Source organism: Bacillus sp. 3103sda1 (genome assembly GCF_024159135.1).
Classification (GTDB): Bacteria; Bacillota; Bacilli; order Bacillales; family Bacillaceae_G; genus Bacillus_A; species Bacillus_A rhizoplanae.
Window position 1 is genome coordinate 3290302 of sequence record NZ_JAMYWS010000001.1, and the last position, 17813, is coordinate 3308114.

Here is a 17813-nt window from a genome sequence, read left to right on the forward strand (position 1 = left end):
CTCTTTACTTTTCAACTTTTAATGTTTTTAAGTATGCGTTTAATGCATCTACTTGATCGTCAGTAAGATTACCGTATTTTCCAGTCATTTTGTTTCCTGGTTTCATGCTTTCAGGGTCTTTTAACCACTTCTTCACATTTTCCTCATTATTTTCAGCAATACCTGCAACCATATCACGATCTGCGAAGTTGGCTAAATTCGGTGCAATACGTGCAGTAGGCGGTCTGCTATCATTTGATCCAACAGCATGACAACCGATGCAACTCTTTTCAAAGATTTGTTTACCTTCCTGCTCTTGCGTAGAAGCAACAGCTTTCTTGCCATCTAAGTCCTTCATACTAGCAACCCATTTTTTGTACTCGCTTTCATCAACAGCTTTAACTTTAAACTGCATTAAAGCGTGAGATGGTCCACAAAATTCTGCACAAAAACCGTTATATGTGCCCGATTTGTCTGCTTTAATCCACATTTTGTTCGTATTATCCGGATTCGTATCCATTTTCCCCGCTAAAGATGGGACCCAAAATGAATGTTTAATATCAGAACCCTTTAAATTTAAATACACTTTTTTACCTGTAGGGATGACTAAATCTTGCGAAGTTACTAATTTTTCATTATTGTAAGAAAATTCCCACCAATAAAGATTCGCTGTTACATCAACAACGATTGTATCTTTATCAATATTCTTTTTCTCCATTGCGCTAACGTCAGCAAGTTTAAACGTATATGTAACAGTAGGGACAGCCAATACCAATAAAAGTAAAATTGGAATGACTGTCCATATAATTTCTAGCTTGTGATTTCCTTCTACTTGCTTCGGAATATAGTTTTCCTGTCCCTTTCTTTGACGGAAACGCACAATTACATATAAGAAAATAATCGTAACAACAAGAACGACACCAACCATGATTGCACTGGCTAATAACAATAAATCATATTGCATTTTTGCTACTTCACCTTGTGGAATCAAAGTAGATTGAAAGGCTTTACCGCATCCCCCTAACAGTAAAGCCACTAGTGAAACGAGCGAAAGCAATCGCCACTGTTTCTTCATGCAAACAACCCCCACTTTCTTTGTAATTTAGATTGTACTTTATAGTAAGTAAAGTAAATCTCAATGTAAAGAAATCCCCTTATGTCGTTGTCTTAGAAGAATGTTACAACAATCATTGAAATAAATAAGATTGTTAAGTAATTCAAGGAGTATACAAACATTTGCACGGACCATTTGATGTCGTCTTTCTTACGGTAGCCATAAAACCCTAACACGATCCAACCGATGTTAAGCAATGTTGCAATTATCATAAATGTTACTCCAAGTGCACTCATATAAAATGGCAGTGGCAATAAGCATACTGTCCAAATCATAATTTGACGTTTTGTAATATCAAATCCATATACAACAGGAAGCATTGGAATACCTGCATTGCGATATTCTTCAACACGTTTCATCGCAAGAGCGAGGAAATGTGGGATTTGCCAAATAAACATAATTAAGAATAACATCCAAGCAATAGGATGATTCAAACTTGGATCAATAGCTGCCCAACCAATTAAAGGTGGAACTGCTCCTGATACACTACCTACTACTGTATTAAGTGTGTATGCTCTCTTTGTCCATAATGAATAAAGAACGACATATGTGAAAGCTCCAATAAAACCAATAAATGCAGCCATCGGTGTTGTAAGAAGCAAGAATACGAAACCTAATAATAATAGTACAATACCGAATGTTAATACAAAATTTGGTTTCATTTTTCCAGTTACTGTCGGACGATTTTTTGTTCGTTCCATTAAATGATCAATATCACGATCAATGTAGTTATTCAAACTACATGATCCTGCCATAATAAGTGCAGAACCAGCAATTGTGAAAAACATTTTATCCAGCTGATCCACAAAGTTTAATCCATTAAAATGTAGAGCCAACCAAAAACCAGTAAATACCGTTAATGTATTTGAATTTACAATTCCCATTTTTACAAGCGCTAACAAATCTTGTACACGACTTGTTTCCGGCACATCCGTTACGGTTGATTCCTCATGCAATTGACTTGTTGCATGGCTCATCGTTTCAACCCCCTCTAAAACTTTCATCATAATTACTCTGCAATGAGCATTTTATTCGAAATAAAACACTCTTTAGCTTCTATATAACAATATTATTACAGTAGAAATGTTGTTTTATGGTTCTGCTATTAATATACACTTCTCACTCGAATATATTAAAACATATTTCATGAAAAAATTGTGAAGAAAACATGAACTTTTTGTGTCTATGATTAAAAAAGTTTTTCCCTACTCACTTCATAATAGCACGTAATTACCTTTTATAATAAACCATTTTGTCAAATTCCGCATGTATTTCCGTTTATTTATTTATAAAATCCCCTAATTTTGTTAAAATAAGCAATTTATTTTCTGGATTTTAGTATTATTTCATCTTATCTTCTCCTTTCCTGTCCCCCTTTGCTATTTTATAAGATTTTATATATCATAGGACTGTAGTGCATTTCTGTTTCTATAATATTTATTTCATTAAAATATTGCACAATAACTTTAGAATAGAAAGCTGGTGAACAGGATTGCAACGTTTTATAAAATGGTTAGCAGTCATTACGAGTTTTGATTTATTATGTGTTCTCCTTGGCGGAGCATTAGTTACTAAGACTGGTTCAGGACAAGGGTGTGGTAAATCTTGGCCGCTATGTAACGGGGAATTGCTTTCCTCGCACCTATCAATGCACACAATTATTGAGCTGAGTCATCGCCTTACTTCAGGCTCTGCAGGGATTCTTGTTACACTACTATGTGTCTTAGCTTGGAAATACTACGGACATGTTCGGGAAACAAAAACCCTTGCCATTCTGTCTTTCGCATTTTTAGTAGCTCAAGCACTCATGGGAGCAGCTGCAGTTGTATGGGGACAAGTTCCAGCTGTATTAGCAATTCATTTCGGTATCTCTCTTATTTCATTTGCTTCTGTTATTTTATTGACACTCCTCATCTTTGAAATTGATAAAAAGTTTGATGTCCACTCACTTAATATTGATAAGAAGATGAAATTTCATATTTACGGTGTAACAATTTACAGTTACATTGTTGTCTATACAGGGGCATTGGTACGTCATGAACATGCAAGCTTAGCATGTCCAACTTTTCCATTATGCAGCAAAAACAGTCCATTTCCAACGCAATTTCATGAATGGGTACAAATGGGACATCGATTTGCCGCTACATTAATTTTTGTTTGGATTTTATACGCAATGATTATAGCTATCCGGCAATATAAACAACAAGCTGTTATATATTATGGGTGGATCACAGCATTTAGCCTTGTGATGTGTCAAGCAATCTCTGGTATTTTAGTTGTATTCACAGGGGCAAGCTTAACGATGTCACTTCTGCATTCACTCTTTATATCATGCTTATTTGCTGTATTATGCTATTTAGTTATGCTAGCAACACGTAGTAACTCAAACATACAAAAAACAGAAATGAATCATACTACACAGCAAAAGAAACTAATATAATAACTTTTCTATTGCGACAAGTTATTATTTTCAAAAAGCAAAAAGAGCTGCATCAAGCAGCTCTTTTTTATTTTTATCTTTTACAACTGCCAAATGAGTAAAACATGTAAAAAATCGTACACATAGCAGTTTCATCCCGCATTAATGGGTAGTAAAAGCCCGGTTGGTTCAACTAACCATTAGTGGAGGATGAAGACCCCCCACTGACGGAAGTTTCACTTTATTTTATTGTTCCAATTCAATCAACAAATCACCTGTTTGAATTGCCTCTCCATCTTTCACATACACTTTTTTCACCGTGCCAGTAAATGGAGCTTGTACAGTTGTTTCCATTTTCATCGCTTCTGTAATTGCCATGGAATCACCTTTTTTTACTGTATCTCCTTCATTGACTACTACTTTAATTACAGTTCCCGGCATTGTTGCATTAATATGATTTGGGTTTTCGCGATTCCCTTTCACTCGTTGTGAAACTGTTGCTTTGATACTTTCATCTTTTACAACAATTTCACGAGGTTGTCCGTTAAATTCAAAATAGACAACACGTGTACCATCTAATTGTGGTTCTCCAATCGAAACTAATTTCACAATTAATGTTTTACCACGTTCAATTTCCACACCAAGCTCCTCACCAAGCCTCATACCATAGAAGAATGTTGGTGTATCAAGAACAGAGATATTTCCATATTGCTCTGCAACTTTTTGATAGTCCATAAATACTTTCGGATATAACGCATACGCTACAATATCAAACATCGTTACTTCACGACCAAGCTTATGGAATAACTCTTCTTTTACCCCTTCAAAATCAATTGGTTCTAACAGTTCACCTGGTCTTACTGTTAAAGGTTCTTTTCCTTTTAAAATAATTTCTTGTAACTCTTTCGGGAAACCACCGTACGGTTGTCCAAGATCACCAGAGAACATTTCTACAACTGATCCTGGGAAGTCTAATGCGTGACCACGCTCATAAATATCTTTCTCTGTTAAATGATTTTGTACCATAAATAGAGCCATATCACCCACTACTTTTGACGATGGAGTTACTTTAACAATATCACCAAACATATCGTTGACACGGCGATACATCACTTTCACTTCATCAAAACGATCTCCTAAACCGACAGCTTTTGCTTGTTGCTGTAGATTACTATATTGACCACCTGGCATTTCATGCATGTACACTTCTGTATGCGGTGCATTCATTCCACTTTCAAATGAAGAATAATATTTACGAACATCTTCCCAATAATGAGAGAGCTTCTCTAAAGATTTCACATCTACATTCGGTTGTCTTTCATTTCCTTCTAATGCATAGTACAACGTATTAGCGCTCGGCTGAGATGTTAATCCTGCCATAGAGCTTACCGCAACGTCTACAATGTCAACTCCAGCTTCAATTGCTTTCGCATATGTTAATACACCGTTTCCGCTCGTATCATGCGTATGAAGATGAACTGGAATCGATACCGTCTCTTTTAATGCGGAAACTAAATCATATGCTGCATTTGGTTTTAATAATCCTGCCATATCTTTAATACCTAAAATATGAGCACCTGATGCCTCTAACTCTTTTGCTAAGTTTTTATAGTAATTCAAATCATATTTACTGCGCATTGGATCATGGATATCACCTGTGTAACACATTGTTGCCTCTGCAATTTTACCGTTTTGACGTACAGCATCAATCGCAACGCGCATACCTTCTACCCAGTTTAGACTATCAAAAATACGGAATACATCAATACCAGCTTGCGCAGAACACTCTACAAACTTTTGAATTAAGTTATCTGGATAGTTTTTATATCCTACTGCATTTGATGCACGAAGAAGCATTTGGAATAATACATTTGGCATGCTCTCACGTAATTGTAATAAACGTTCCCATGGATCTTCTTTTAAGAAACGATACGCGACATCAAATGTTGCTCCGCCCCACATTTCTGCCGAAAATAAATTCGGTAGCATTCTTGCTGTTGGTTCAGCAATTTTTTCTAACTCTTGTGTACGGATACGTGTTGCTAATAATGACTGATGCGCATCACGGAATGTAGTATCCGTTAATAAAACTTGTTTTTGTTCTTGAACCCATTTTACTAATCCATCAGCTCCGCGCTCATCTAAAATTTGCTTCGTACCAGTTGGAATCGGTTCAGTATATTTCACATTTGGAACGCGCGCTTCTGCAAAAATCGGTTTTTCTTGTTTTCCTACTCCAGGAAATCCGTTGACTGTTACTGTGCCAATGTATGATAGCATTTTTGTACCGCGGTCTTTTCGTTTCGGAAATACAAATAATTCCGGTGAAGAATCGATAAACGATGTATCATATTCTCCTGTTAAAAAGTTCTTATGTTTTACAACGTTTTCTAGAAACGGAATATTTGTTTTAATACCACGAATACGGAATTCCTTTAAATTACGTTCCATTTTAGCTGCTGCTTGTTCAAACGTTAACGCCCAAGTTGTTACTTTTACAAGTAATGAGTCATAATACGGTGTAATAACTGCACCTTGGAAGCTGTTTCCTGTATCTAAACGTACACCAAAACCACCACCAGAACGATATGCCATAATTTTCCCTGTATCTGGCATGAAGTTATTAAGCGGATCTTCTGTTGTCACACGAGATTGAATCGCAAATCCGTGTGTAATTATATCTTCTTGTTTTGGAATACTTACTCTTTCGCTATGTAAAGCATAGCCATCAGCAATCAAAATTTGTGATTGAACGATATCAATGCCTGTAATCATTTCTGTAATCGTATGTTCAACTTGGACACGTGGATTTACTTCAATAAAATAGAAATTGTCTTCTTTTACAAGAAACTCAACTGTCCCTGCGTTCACATAATTGACATTTTTCGTTAATTGAACTGCAGCTTCACAAATACGATTGCGAAGTTCTTCTGAAAGAGACACACTTGGTGCTACTTCTACAACTTTTTGATGACGGCGCTGCACCGAGCAATCTCTCTCATATAAATGAACGACATTACCTTGTTCATCCGCCAATATTTGCACTTCAATATGCTTTGGATTTTCAACAAACTTTTCAACATATACTTCATCATTACCAAACGCTGCTTTCGCCTCGGATTTCGCACGGTTATATGCTTCTTTTAATTCATCTTCGCTGCGTACGACACGCATTCCACGACCGCCACCACCAAGAGCTGCTTTAATAATAATCGGGTAATCATACGTTTTAGCAAAACTCTCTATTTCTTCAATTATACTTATCGGACCATCACTACCAGGAATGACAGGAATATTGGCTAATTGTGCTTGTGTTCTTGCCTTCACTTTATCCCCAAACATATCTAAATGTTTACTCTTTGGACCAATAAAGATAATACCTTCTTCTTCACAACGTTTTGCAAATTCAATATTTTCTGACAAAAAACCATATCCTGGGTGAATTGCATCAACATGATTGCGTTTTGCGATTTCAATAATACCTTCAATATCAAGATATGCATCGATTGGCTTTTTACCCTCTCCTACCAAATACGCTTCATCTGCTTTATATCGATGATATGAACCGCTATCTTCTTTCGAGTAAATCGCAACTGTGCGTAGTCCTAATTCTGTACAAGCTCGAAACACACGAATCGCAATTTCACCGCGGTTAGCTACTAATACTTTTTGAATACGTTGCAGCTTTTTCATGATTTTCCCCCTCTATTTTTCTATCATTCATAACAACATAAATTTGCCCTGCTTTAGCAGGAATAAGTACCTTACTTCTAGCAGTGGTATTCACTACCCGAAAGTTGCACTTTATTTTTATTCATCATACCTTATTTTTAGACAAATGATAAGCTTTCTGTCCAATTTGTCTCACAAAATTAGTATAGCATAAATTTCAATACGCAACCAAGCTTTTTGTAAAACACATTTAATTAAATGTGATATACTTTTTAATCGAAAACAGAAAAATAGGTCCTTTTTTCTAAAATTATGCACAAAAAGAAGCTTTGTACACTTGTACAAAGCTTCTTTATTTTACAACAACGAGGTGTCTCTCTTGTTTAGGCTGTTGCTGTTGCTCCCGCCCTTGTTGTTCTCTTTTTTCTCTCTGTTTTACAGAGCTAGCTACATTTAATAAAATCCCCATAGCTAGTAAGTTTGCTACTAAAGAAGTACCACCATAGCTAACAAATGGTAAAGGCACACCAGTAAGCGGCAAAAATCCAGTAACTCCGCCTAAGTTTACAATTGCTTGCACACCAATCATACTACCTATTCCGATTGCAAGTAGACTCCCAAAAGGATCTTGACATTTTTGTGCAACTCGAAAAGCACGGACGACTATGACTAGTAAACATATTAAAATAATCGCTACTCCAACGAAACCTAATTCCTCAGATACAATTGCCATAATAAAGTCTGTATGCGGCTCTGGTAAATACCCATACTTTTGGATACTATTTCCTAACCCTCTACCACTTATACCACCAGAAGCGATTGCAACAAACGAATTAATTAATTGAAATCCTTTTCCCTGCGGATCCGCAAATGGATTCCAAAATGTGGTGAAACGTGCGATTTGAACATCTGTTAAAACATTTTTCCCTATGAAATATCCCAAGGGAATCCATATAATAGATGTAAGGGCAATTCGTTTCATCCAAAGTTGAAACGGTATGCCCGAACAGAACGTCATGATTCCAATCGTTGAAAGAATTAATAATGTTGTTCCTAAGTCAGGCTGTTTCAAAATTAAATAAATTGTAATTGCTAAAAAAGCAACTACTCGACCAGCACCGTGCCAAATTGGTCCATCTGTCGTTTGCTTTTTTGCATAGAAACGCGCTAATACAATGATAATTCCTACTTTGATAAACTCTGAAGGCTGCATCCCAAATACCCATGATTTTGCATTGTTTACAACCGTTCCCCATTTTAATACTATTAGCAGCATACCGATGCTACCAACAACAATTAAAACGGTAACCATGCGCTTCCTCCATACTTGAAAAGGAATAAACATGATAACAAGCAACCCGATTGTCCCAACTAACATTGCTTTTAACTGCGATCGAAAAAAGTGATCGCTCGTCCATCCATATTTTGGATAATACTTTGTAATCGCAACGATAGAACTGGCACTATACACCATAATGACTCCGAGCACGCATACGATAACAAGAGGAAGCACTAAAGAATAATCTATGGACTTCCAGACTCTTTTCATTCAAAATCCTCTTTCTCTTTTCTTTTTTAACAGTTGTATTCCATATGTATTTGTGTTCTTCCTGCTTTTCAGGAAAATCATTTTTTTGCACAAAAAAGCTCAAACTGATTCAGTTTGAGCTCCTTATTTGAACCAGCTATTATTGTTTGTTTGTAGAAGCTTCATGCAGTGCCGATAGCTCTCGTTCTAATTCTCCTAATATTTCCCTACCTTGCTCTTCCGCAATGAGACCAAGACGAACCGCAAAATCAACTTCACGGGATAAGCCAAACATTTGTGTGTCGAGCACCTCTTCGTATAATGGACATTGCGGCATCGTAAGGTTATCCATTTGCACCTTAATAAGTCTTAGAATTTTCTCTGCATCAGCTTGTAGAAGGGCAAGTGCCTTTTCCTGATGATTTGTTACTGTCTCAGACGTCAAATTGGTTCCCTCCGTTTCCGTCCTACTCTCCTATCCTATCTATTAATATTAGCGATAGTTTTCATAAATTGCAATAGAAACATTTCCTGTGACAATTGTCCCTAGTCCTATTATACTGAAAAGTGGGAGTATAAGACAAATGGGGGAACAATAATGAGTGAAATTTTATTTATTAACGGAAATGTACGCTTTCCAATTACAATTGATCCAAGTGTCTGGATTTTTGATGATCGAAAAGTTGACTTAACAACATACTTTACAAATCCAAAAGAAACAACAAATGAATTAGAACACTATACGAAACAAGCATCTAAACATTGGGATCGTGAAATTAGAGAAGGAGCTATTTTCCCGCCTGTCAATAAAAGCATTGCAAAATTTGAAAAAGAGAAAATCATTACAGGGACATTTGGTATACCGCTCGCTCCCTTTTTACAAAATTCCGAAATTTCCAGCGATGCAACTCATGTAGAAATTCATACAGAAACCGGCATCACAACTATTTCATTACAAAAAGCAAAGGATGCTATTCTCGGCTTTTCTAAAAACGGAAAGCCACTAAAAGAAGATGGTCCTGTTCATCTTTATTTCGGAGATAGCTCTAATATCAATGATCCAATTCGATATATTCGAAAGTTTACCATCGTGTAAAGTGAAACTTCCATCAGTAGGGCCCTCCTCACCAATTGGACTTTTACGGGCCGTTATCCCGCTATTCTCAGGACCTCTTCCGAGAATAGCGGGATAAACAAATAAGAGTGGCTTTTCACCACTCTCTCCTACAATAAATCCGCTGCTAGTTGTGCTAAATTAGAGCGCTCACCTTTCACAAATTTCACATGCCCACTAATTTTTTGTTCTTTAAACTTTTCTACAACATATGTTAAGCCATTATTATATTCATCTAAATACGGATGGTCAATTTGTTGCGGATCTCCCATTAAAACAATTTTACTTCTCTCTCCAACACGCGTTAAAATTGTCTTCACTTCATGTTTTGTTAAATTTTGCGCTTCATCTATAATAATAAACTGCTCTGGGATACTCCGTCCACGAATATACGTTAAAGCTTCCACTTCAATAGAACCCATTCCCGCTAAAATTGCATCTAATTCTCCAGGTTTTTTTGTATTGAATAAATATTCTAAATTATCATGAATAGGTTGCATCCAAGGCCTTAACTTCTCTGCTTTCTCTCCTGGTAAATACCCAATATCTTTTCCAACTGGAACAATCGGTCTTGCTACAAGTAGCTTTTTATACATTCCCAAATCTTCTGTTTGCATAAGCCCTGCAGCTAATGCTAATAATGTCTTCCCAGTCCCTGCTTTTCCAGTTAATGTAACAAGAGGAATATCCTCACGTAGTAATAATTCCATCCCCATAATTTGCTGTACATTTCGAGGACGAATCCCCCAAATTTGCTCATTCGGAAAAATAATCTTTTTTATTTTTTTTCCTGAATGATCAACAATACCGAGAGCTGAGCTTGACCCCCCTAAAGCATCCTTCATCACAATAAATTGATTTGGATAAAACGGATGATTTGCAATTTCAGAAAGAGGCAGCTCTCCTTTTTCATAAAAACGGTTTAAAATCTCTTTTTGTATGTAATACTCTAAAAAGCCCGTATATATGTTTTCTACTTCCGTAACACGGTCACTCAAATAATCTTCAGCTTGTAAATCTAGAGCATCAGCTTTTACTCTTACAAGTACATCTTTACTTACAAGGATGACAGATTTTCCATCTTCTTTTTCTTGCTCTTCTACTGATAAATTTTTGGCAACAGCTAAAATACGATTATCATTTGTTTTTTCTACGAAAATATCTTGTAATTGAACAAATGAACGATGATTTAGCTCAATCCGAAACGTCCCTCCATTCTCAAGAGGAATACTTTCATGCAGTTTTCCAAGTTCACGAAATTTATCTATTAGTTTTGATACGTAGCGTGCATTCCTTCCAACTTCATCCATATAACGTTTCTTTGAATCTACTTCTTCTAGCACAACAGCCGGAATGACTACATCATTATTTTCAAAAGAAAAAATAGATAACGGATCCTGCAAAAGTACATTTGTATCTAGCACATAAATTTTATTCAACCTGTTACCCCCTGACTCCACCATGAAATTTGTAGAACAAGGGTTTCATCCATATTATGGACGAACCATTGTTATAATTATATGTACGGTATAAACGAGATAGAATAGAAATCACTTGAAATATAAAGTGAAACTTCCATAAGTTGATTTTTTCATCCTCCACTTATAGTTAATTGAACAAGTCGGATGTATGCCAGCAGTTCCCTCACCTACCTTCTTGGTTTTCTCAGAATCTTAAAGCAAGAGGGTTATCACCCGCAAGTAACGGGATACAGAAAAAGGATGAACAACTTTCTTTGCTGCCCATCCTTTTTTTCACACATCCTTCATCGCCGATAAAACTTGGTTATCTAACTTTGCCGCAGCACGAAGATCGTATGTTTTTTCATATTTTGGTTCAATAGCAAGCTTAGCACCGTAAAACATTACGTCACGCACCTCTTGCACAGAAACTTCAATTAAAGTTAATTTAAGCGGAACACCTTCCATCCGCTCTGATTTTATAATCGCTTCACCACTAATAGAATATACAGATTCATTCGCCATAACAGTAAGAACAAGTCCTGCACGATGGCGTAAATTCTCTACAATACGCGAGCGTTGATCCACTGCAAAACGGATAGATTTTTCATCCATTGCATATACCCATGAAATTGCATTTACATTTGGAACATCTTTTTCAAAATCAGTCGTTGCAATTGTGACAATACGTTCTTCACGCAACGCTTGCACTAAGATAGCTGTTAATGTTGGTTCTACTATGTTTGCCATGTTTCCACCTCCATAATCATCCATACTGATTCTGCTCTAACAGGCAATAAGACTCTCATTATAAGAATGTAAGAAACCAAGAAGGTAAGACTCTGCCCGTAGGGTTCAACTAGCCATCAGCAAAATTCAAGCTCCTCGCTGATAGTTGTTTCACTTTATATAATAACTTATTTTTCGAATTGCGAAAATATTTATTTTTTCTTCTATAGTTCAAAAATATCTAGCACCCATGATATACTAAAGTACGATAGAACTTGTGCTGAGGTGAAGAAATGAGAGTCAAATGTATTCTTTGCGATAAAAAAGAAGATTTAAATGACGAAAATCCAGTGGCGAAACGGCTTCGTAACCGTCCTATTCATACATATATGTGCAAACAATGTACAGATCGAATTACAGAACGTACTTTAGAACGAAAAGCAACAGGGCATTTTAGATTGTATCGTGATAAAACAGTAGAAGATGAATGGTAATCTATTACAAGAAGTATATGCTGAATTTACAAGTGGAATAACCATGGAAATTTTGTTAAAAACAATTGTGCACATAATGTAATACTGGTATTTATTATAGACTTTATTCCTATCGTTAGGGCCATTCGTTTTCCAAAATAGATTTTCCCCTTACCATCTTTCTCTGTTCCTCTTGAACAATGGTAGCAATAAAGTGAAACTTCCATCACCAACCGGGCCCTTGCTATCCTGAAATAGCGAGATAAAACAAACATCACTCTATAGTAGACCGACGTCCATCTCCTATATGATGCAATACTATGTGCAACATACAAATAAGCCCTTATCAAATACGATAAGAGCTTATTTATATTTTTCTGGCTCACGGTTCATCTGATCTAGAAAACAATCGATCAGTTCAAGCGGAAACCTAGTTGATTTCTTTTCCCCTTCTTTTTCATATGTAACAAAATACATATCTTCTTTTTTTTCTACCATAATATGTTTCAACTGATGATCTTCATGTAACATATTATGAAAGAACATATATGTTTCCTGCGCAGCCTCATCATACGGACGAGCTTCTGCAACAATTTTAATCGTTAACCAATTATATAATGCATCTTGCACAGAACGCATCTTCATTACCCCTTTAGCATGCTTTTTGATGTTTCGCTTGACGCAAACGCAATTTATATATACCAAGTATAATAATCGCTACAACAAGTCCCTCTCCTATTGGTAGAAAGATAGCAAAAAACGTTAAAATAGTACAACCAAGTATTAATACAGTATAAATTACTACATTCTTTAATAAAGGTAATTTTCTAGCAAACCCTAAATTATAAACAATAATGCTAAATATAATAATGGTACCGTAAAGCAACCACATCCCCACTTCTGGATTGACATCTACATTGTACAACTTCGCAAAAAATGACATTTTTTCAAGCACTACACTTTCCCCCTTACTCACGCAGATGAATAACAACTCATTCTATTTCATTTCCAATTTACCTACTATAAGAGTACCCTGCAAAAAAAGTACTGTCCACAACAAAAATCGAATTTTCAAAAAATAATCACAATAAAAAAGCTGCCTTTTATCAAAAGGCAGCTCTATATTACTTAAGCTTCTACAGATTTCTTTTTCTTAGCAGCTCTTTCGCGCTCACTCTTATCAAGAATCTTTTTACGAAGACGAATTGATTCTGGAGTTACTTCACAGAACTCATCATCGTTTAAGTACTCTAATGATTCTTCTAAAGTCATTAAGCGTGGTTTTTTCATTGTTGAAGTTTGATCTTTCGTCGCAGAACGAATGTTAGTTTGTTGTTTCATTTTTACAACGTTAACTGTTAAATCATTCTCACGTGTATGTTCTCCAACAATCATACCAGCATATACTTCTGTACCTGGTTCAACAAAGATTACACCGCGATCTTCAACTTGCATAATACCGTATTGTGATGCTTTTCCTGTTTCAAGTGAAACAAGAACACCTTGGCGACGTCCACCAACTTGTCCAGCATGTACTGGTTGGTAGCAATCGAATGTATGGTTTAAAATACCATAACCACGAGTTAATGTTAGGAATTCTGTCGTGTAACCAATTAAACCACGTGCTGGAACCATGAAAGTAAGGCGAACTTGACCGTTTCCGTTATTCACCATGTCTAACATTTCACCTTTACGTGCACCCATTGATTCCATAATAGAACCAGTGTATTCTTCAGGCACATCGATTTGTACGCGCTCTACAGGCTCACATCTTACGCCATCAACCTCTTTAATAATTACTTCAGGCTTAGATACTTGAAGTTCATAACCTTCACGACGCATGTTTTCAATTAAGATAGATAAGTGTAACTCTCCACGTCCAGATACAATCCATGCATCAGGAGATTCTGTATTATCTACACGTAAACTCACATCTGTTTCTAATTGTGAACGAAGACGCTCTTCAATTTTACGAGATGTAATATATTTACCTTCACGACCTGCAAATGGGCTGTTATTTACAAGGAATGTCATTTGTAGTGTCGGCTCATCAATACGTAATAACGGCAATGCCTCTTGATGTTCAACTGGACATACCGTTTCACCAACGTTAATGTCTTCCATACCAGAAACAGCTACTAGGTCTCCAGCTTTTGCTTCTTCAATTTCTTGACGTTTTAATCCCATGTAACCAAATAATTTTGTTACACGGAATTGTTTTACACTTCCATCAACCTTCATTAATGCAACTTGTTGTCCTACTTTCATTGTACCGCGGAATACACGACCAACTCCGATACGACCTACATAATCATTATAATCAAGAAGTGCTACTTGGAATTGAAGTGGCTCTTCACTGTTATCGATTGGTGCTGGAATATGATCAATAATTGTATCAAATAATGATTTCATATTCTCTTCTTGGTTTGCTGGATTTGAATCTAAGCTCGCTGTTCCGTTCATTGCTGAAGCAAATACAACAGGGAACTCTAATTGATCTTCACTTGCACCAAGTTCAATGAATAAATCGATTACTTCATCAACTACTTCATCAGGACGAGCAAAGTCACGGTCAATTTTGTTTACTACAACGATTGGAGTTAAATTTTGCTCAAGAGCTTTCTTTAAAACAAATCGTGTTTGTGGCATACAACCTTCATATGCATCAACAACAAGTAAAACACCGTCTACCATTTTCATGATACGTTCTACTTCACCACCGAAGTCAGCGTGTCCAGGTGTATCTAAAATGTTAATTTTTTTATCTTCATAATGAATCGCTGTATTTTTCGCTAAAATAGTAATACCGCGTTCTCTTTCTAAATCATTTGAATCCATTGCACGTTCTTCAACGTGCTCATTTGCACGGAACGTCCCCGCTTGACGTAATAATTGGTCAACAAGTGTTGTTTTACCATGGTCAACGTGGGCGATAATTGCTATATTTCGTAAATCTTCTCGTTTTTTCAACATGTCCAACTCCTAGTGTCTTTTTAATCCTTCTCTATTATAAGAGCGAAGGGATACAATGGCAAACAAAATAAAATCAAGGATGAAAATATAGTTGTATTCTCACTTTTGTGAAAGTACAATGAAATTGGAGGGTGAAATATATGGAACAGATTCAATATCGCTTTTTATTCACAGCTATCATTGGCGTTATTTTTATGATTGGTATCGGAATTATGATTGCTGAGAACAGCCCAATCGGTGTTATTATTTGCATTATCGGTACGATTTTTACAATCGGATACGGATTTATAACAAAACGAAAAATGCGTAAACTACGATAACAACAAAAAGTAAGAAGCGATTTTCTATGCCTCTTACTTTTTTGTTTTTTCTATGGATTTTATACTCTTATTGTACATATTGCAATACCTCTTCATATACACCTGGTCTTGCAACGAGAACGCTGCTCTTCTCAATAATTCGAAGTGGATCGCCATTAAAGGTCGTTACTTTGCCTCCAACCTCTTCTACAATAATCATTCCTCCGCCGAAATCCCATGGAGATAACCGAGGCGTCACATACGCATCCAATCTTCCTGTCGCTACATATACCATTTCAAGTGCTGCACAACCATACGAACGTGTTCCTCTTGCCTCTTTTACAAGCTGTGCCATCTTTCTCATATCAAGACGAGGATTATCAGTAAGCCACGTTGCATTTACAGCAATAACTCCTAAGGATACTTGACTCGGCTGTAACAACGGAATTTCTATATCATTACAAAATGCTCCTGCACCCTTTTGCGCATGATATAACTCATCATGAACTGGATCATATACGAGACCAATTTTTCCGATACCGTTCTCATAGATGCCGATTGAAATTGCAAAATTTCGCTTTTGATGAACAAAATTCATCGTACCATCAATCGGATCAATTAACCACACAATCCCATCTGATGAAGCTAACTCATCTCCATATCCTTCTTCTCCAAGAATATAATGTTCCGGAAAGGTATCTTTAATTTTCCCAATAAAAAACTGTTCAATTTCCCGATCCATATTCGTTACTAAATCCGAGGCATTTGACTTCGTTTCGATAATAAGAGATTGCTTCAATGATGAAACCAGGTGCTGTCCAGCCTCTTTTATCCATTGTTTTGCGTACGCATCAATTTCTTTCCACACCTCTTGCATATTTAAACACTCCGATCTGTACAGTTCACAGAAAAAACGAACCCTTTATAAGGTTCGCACCAACTAAATTTTTATACATACACTATTATTACGCTTCTAACCGAATCATTTCAAGTCTTAACACTTCTAATTTTTTCATACATTCTTCTTTTTTCATATCATCATTTTCCATCATCGCATCATATAGAGTTGCTAATTCATAATCTAACTCTAAACGTAACACCGGAATTCTCTTCTCCGCATCTGTTCTTTTTAACGCATTAATTACCTGTCTCATATTCGTTTGCCTCCTCCCAATATTCGTTTGCCCTCAATCGGAAAATTTACTTAATTTTCTGATTTTTTGTTTTATACTATATTATGTGGGATAAATCATCTATGCAACTAATTTGTATTTTTATCTGAAATTTTTTTATAAGCATCTTTTTTATGAATTGTACAGGCTATGCTAGAATAGAAACAAACTAGGAGTTGGGGGAACAACCATGACATCAAAAATTTTCAAAGAAAAAGATTTTACAGTATTCTCTGTGGATGGTCTGGAAGAAAGAATGACTGCAATTAAAATGAATATTCATCCGAAGTTAGAGGCTCTCGGCGAACAATTTGCTCATTTCTTAACGAAAGAAACTGGTGAATCCTTTTTCTATCATGTAGCAAAACACGCACGTCGTAAAGTCAATCCACCAAACGATACTTGGGTTGCATTTTCAACAAATAAACGCGGATATAAAATGTTGCCACATTTTCAAATTGGATTATGGGGTACACATGCTTTTATATACTTTGGTTTAATTTATGAGTGCCCACAAAAAATGGAAACGGCTCATGCCTTTTTAAAACATTTAAATGATTTAAAAGCAAATATACCAAATGATTTCGTTTGGTCCATTGACCATACTAAGCCTGAGGTAAAATCACATGATACCCTTCAATTAGAAGAGTTACAGAAAATGATCGAGCGGCTATCTACCGTAAAAAAAGCAGAGTTATTAGTAGGAGTTCATATGTCTCCAGAAGAGTTTACAAATCTTACTGATGAACAATTTATCAAAAAAATCGAAGCGACGTTACACTCACTCCTTCCTTTATATAAAATTTGTAATCGATAAAGCAAAACGGACAATACATGTATTGTCCGTTTTTTGTTGTTATCCCATTATAACACTTCATGTT

17 protein-coding genes are annotated in these 17813 nt (G+C 36.1%); 5 read left to right on the forward strand and 12 right to left on the reverse strand.

From position 1 onward, the window contains the following. Positions 1 to 4: 4 nt before the first annotated feature. Positions 5 to 1054 (reverse strand): cytochrome c oxidase subunit II, encoded by a 1050-nt coding sequence (gene coxB / locus NKR74_RS16350; protein WP_098305629.1) that lies wholly within the window; start codon positions 1052 to 1054, stop codon positions 5 to 7. A 92-nt stretch (positions 1055 to 1146) separates the two neighbouring features. Next, positions 1147 to 2070: a heme o synthase gene (gene cyoE, locus NKR74_RS16355; RefSeq protein WP_098305631.1), complete on the reverse strand. Its 924-nt coding sequence runs from the start codon at positions 2068 to 2070 to the stop codon at positions 1147 to 1149. 515 nt (positions 2071 to 2585) lie between these two features. Between cyoE and NKR74_RS16360 the strand changes: the two genes are divergently transcribed. Continuing rightward, a complete protein-coding gene (locus tag NKR74_RS16360; RefSeq protein WP_253630261.1) occupies positions 2586 to 3533 on the forward strand; it encodes a COX15/CtaA family protein in 948 nt (315 codons plus the stop codon). Positions 3534 to 3758: 225 nt separating this feature from the next. Here the strand turns inward: NKR74_RS16360 and pyc are convergent, their stop codons facing one another. The 3 genes from pyc to NKR74_RS16375 form a co-directional block, all read right to left on the reverse strand. After that, entirely contained in the window at positions 3759 to 7205 is a 3447-nt protein-coding gene (gene pyc / locus NKR74_RS16365; RefSeq protein WP_253630262.1) for a pyruvate carboxylase, read from the reverse strand. A 331-nt stretch (positions 7206 to 7536) separates the two neighbouring features. Further along, positions 7537 to 8733, reverse strand: coding sequence for an FtsW/RodA/SpoVE family cell cycle protein (locus tag NKR74_RS16370; RefSeq protein ID WP_253630263.1), 1197 nt, complete (start codon positions 8731 to 8733; stop codon positions 7537 to 7539). Between the two features lie 139 nt (positions 8734 to 8872). Next, positions 8873 to 9157, reverse strand: coding sequence for an Fpa/YlaN family protein (locus NKR74_RS16375; RefSeq protein ID WP_098305639.1), 285 nt, complete (start codon positions 9155 to 9157; stop codon positions 8873 to 8875). Positions 9158 to 9310: 153 nt separating this feature from the next. Between NKR74_RS16375 and NKR74_RS16380 the strand changes: the two genes are divergently transcribed. Beyond that, positions 9311 to 9808, forward strand: a complete 498-nt coding sequence (locus NKR74_RS16380) for a molybdopterin-binding protein (RefSeq protein ID WP_098305641.1) — start codon at positions 9311 to 9313, stop codon at positions 9806 to 9808. A 128-nt stretch (positions 9809 to 9936) separates the two neighbouring features. Here the strand turns inward: NKR74_RS16380 and NKR74_RS16385 are convergent, their stop codons facing one another. Beyond that, positions 9937 to 11265, reverse strand: a complete 1329-nt coding sequence (locus NKR74_RS16385; RefSeq protein ID WP_098305643.1) for a PhoH family protein — start codon at positions 11263 to 11265, stop codon at positions 9937 to 9939. Between the two features lie 315 nt (positions 11266 to 11580). After that, positions 11581 to 12036 carry a pyridoxamine 5'-phosphate oxidase family protein gene (locus NKR74_RS16390; protein ID WP_098305645.1) on the reverse strand — a complete coding sequence of 152 codons (456 nt, stop codon included), beginning with the start codon at positions 12034 to 12036 and terminating at the stop codon, positions 11581 to 11583. 272 nt (positions 12037 to 12308) lie between these two features. Between NKR74_RS16390 and NKR74_RS16395 the strand changes: the two genes are divergently transcribed. Then, entirely contained in the window at positions 12309 to 12509 is a 201-nt protein-coding gene (locus NKR74_RS16395) for a YlaI family protein (RefSeq protein WP_141524951.1), read from the forward strand. Between the two features lie 342 nt (positions 12510 to 12851). Here NKR74_RS16395 and NKR74_RS16400 read toward each other — a convergent pair whose 3' ends face one another. From NKR74_RS16400 to typA, 3 genes are all read right to left on the reverse strand, one after another. Beyond that, complete coding sequence (locus tag NKR74_RS16400) at positions 12852 to 13127, reverse strand: hypothetical protein (RefSeq protein ID WP_253630264.1); 276 nt, start codon at positions 13125 to 13127, stop codon at positions 12852 to 12854. A 13-nt stretch (positions 13128 to 13140) separates the two neighbouring features. Next, positions 13141 to 13443, reverse strand: coding sequence for a YlaH-like family protein (locus NKR74_RS16405; RefSeq protein ID WP_253630265.1), 303 nt, complete (start codon positions 13441 to 13443; stop codon positions 13141 to 13143). A gap of 173 nt (positions 13444 to 13616) precedes the next feature. Then, positions 13617 to 15461, reverse strand: a complete 1845-nt coding sequence (gene typA, locus NKR74_RS16410; protein WP_098305651.1) for a translational GTPase TypA — start codon at positions 15459 to 15461, stop codon at positions 13617 to 13619. Positions 15462 to 15601: 140 nt separating this feature from the next. Between typA and NKR74_RS16415 the strand changes: the two genes are divergently transcribed. After that, positions 15602 to 15781 (forward strand): DUF5325 family protein, encoded by a 180-nt coding sequence (locus NKR74_RS16415; protein ID WP_098305653.1) that lies wholly within the window; start codon positions 15602 to 15604, stop codon positions 15779 to 15781. A 67-nt stretch (positions 15782 to 15848) separates the two neighbouring features. Here NKR74_RS16415 and NKR74_RS16420 read toward each other — a convergent pair whose 3' ends face one another. Both NKR74_RS16420 and NKR74_RS16425 read right to left on the reverse strand, forming a co-directional pair. Then, the gene (locus NKR74_RS16420) at positions 15849 to 16637 is read right to left on the reverse strand and encodes an inositol monophosphatase family protein (protein ID WP_098305655.1); all 789 of its coding nucleotides are present in this window, start codon (positions 16635 to 16637) and stop codon (positions 15849 to 15851) included. Positions 16638 to 16725: 88 nt separating this feature from the next. Further along, complete coding sequence (locus NKR74_RS16425) at positions 16726 to 16914, reverse strand: hypothetical protein (RefSeq protein ID WP_035429204.1); 189 nt, start codon at positions 16912 to 16914, stop codon at positions 16726 to 16728. Between the two features lie 208 nt (positions 16915 to 17122). Between NKR74_RS16425 and NKR74_RS16430 the strand changes: the two genes are divergently transcribed. Continuing rightward, entirely contained in the window at positions 17123 to 17749 is a 627-nt protein-coding gene (locus NKR74_RS16430; protein ID WP_253630266.1) for a YktB family protein, read from the forward strand. Positions 17750 to 17813: the final 64 nt, after the last annotated feature.